The organism is Allobosea sp. CER48 (genome assembly GCF_044752385.1).
GTDB lineage: Bacteria > Pseudomonadota > Alphaproteobacteria > Rhizobiales > Beijerinckiaceae > Allobosea.
In genome coordinates this window covers 1-1,219 of sequence record NZ_JBIWYK010000697.1, presented here as the reverse complement: position 1 = coordinate 1,219, position 1,219 = coordinate 1, and the positions used below count along the sequence as shown (strand labels likewise).

Sequence of the window (1,219 nt, the reverse complement as noted above, 5' to 3'; positions counted from 1 at the left end):
AGCGGCCGGGATGGGCTTGGTTGACGCGCGCGCACGCGCTATAAGTTCATTTGTTTGGTTCCAGCTGCGTTCGTCCTCGCCAAGAGGTCGTCTGGCCTTTGCGGAGGGCGACGTCCGATGTCTTCCAACGTCGTCGATCTGGCCGGAGCCGAAAGGGCGCCGCGCAGCTCGCATGCTCCGCGTGTGCTGATCTACAGCCACGACACGTTCGGCCTCGGCCATATCCGCCGCTGCCGCGCCATCGCCAACGCGCTGATCGCGAGCTATCCGCATATCTCGGTCATCATCGTCTCCGGATCGTCTGTGGTATCGAGCTTCCAGTTCGGCGACGGCATCGACTATGTCCGCATCCCCGGCATCGAGAAGCAGAGCGACGGCCGCTACGCCCCGCATCATCTCAACCTCGATCTCAGCGACACGCTGCGGCTGCGCGCCGACATCATCAAGCAGACCGTGCTCACCTTCGATCCGGACGTCGTCATCGTCGACAAGGAGCCCGTCGGCCTGCGCGGCGAGCTGAAGCCCTCGCTCGACATCCTGCGCCGCCGCGGCGCGCGGATCGTACTGGGCCTGCGCGACGTCCTCGACGATCCCGCCACCCTGCTGCAGGAATGGCGCAACAGCGGCGCGCTCGAAACGCTCGATGCCGTCTATGACGACATCTTCGTCTACGGGCTGCAGGACATCTACCAGCCGCTGGCCGGCCTGCCCGATCAGCAGCGTTACGCCGAGAAGATTCGCTATCTCGGCTATCTCAAGCGCGCGGTGCCAAGCCCGATGCCGCCGAACCGCTACCCACGCATCACCAAGCAACCCTTCATCCTCGTCACGCCCGGCGGCGGCGGCGACGGAGCCGGCGTCATCGACTGGGTGATCTCCGCCTACGAGGCCGACCCGACGATTCCACTGCCGGCGCTGATCGTCTTCGGGCCCTTCATGTCGCGCGAGAAGCGCAAGGAGTTCGCGGAACGCATTTCCCGCAACCCGAAGCTGGAGGGTCTCGGTTTCGAGCCGCGCCTCGAGCTGCTGATGAACCGCGCCCACTGCGTCGTGGCGATGGGCGGCTACAACACCTTCTGCGAGATCCTCTCCTTCGACAAACCCGCGCTGATCGTGCCGCGCGTGAAGCCGCGCCTCGAACAGGCGATCCGTGCCAAGCGCGCAGAAGAGCTCGGCCTGATCGAGATGCTCTTCGACCCGTCGCAATCGGGCGAAGGCA

1 protein-coding gene is annotated in these 1,219 nt (G+C 65.4%); it reads left to right on the top strand.

Annotated features, from left to right (window positions below; all coding sequences use genetic code 11):
• Positions 1-117 precede the first annotated feature (117 nt).
• Positions 118-1,219 (top strand): glycosyltransferase family protein (locus ACIPIA_RS16645; protein WP_400511084.1); only part of this gene is annotated, 1,102 nt, incomplete at its 3' end.